General features: G+C 61.5%; 1 protein-coding gene. It reads left to right on the forward strand.

Annotated features, from left to right (window positions below; genetic code table 11):
• A partial coding sequence (locus tag KVT28_RS26610; RefSeq protein WP_217551305.1) for a hypothetical protein occupies positions 1-239 on the forward strand: 239 nt, incomplete at both ends.

A 239-nucleotide genomic window follows, 5' to 3' on the forward strand; every position in this document is an offset into this window, starting at 1 on the left:
TCACCGACGCGGTGTATGCCGAAGTGGTGGGGCACGGCGAAATCTGGTCAGCGCGCTTGAGGGCTGCGGTTTTGAGCCAGCGCGAGATCGAAGCCGCCTGGCTTGATGCGCGTGACTTCTTGCGTGCTGGACGTGCCGCGCAGCCGCAGGTTGATGAAGGCAAATCCTGGCCGCTGGTGCAGGAGCTGTTAACACAGCATCCCCATAAACGTTTGGTGGTGACCGGCTTTATCCGCCAC

Source organism: Pantoea sp. GbtcB22 (assembly GCF_019091025.1).
GTDB classification, from domain to species: domain Bacteria; phylum Pseudomonadota; class Gammaproteobacteria; order Enterobacterales; family Enterobacteriaceae; genus Pantoea; species Pantoea leporis.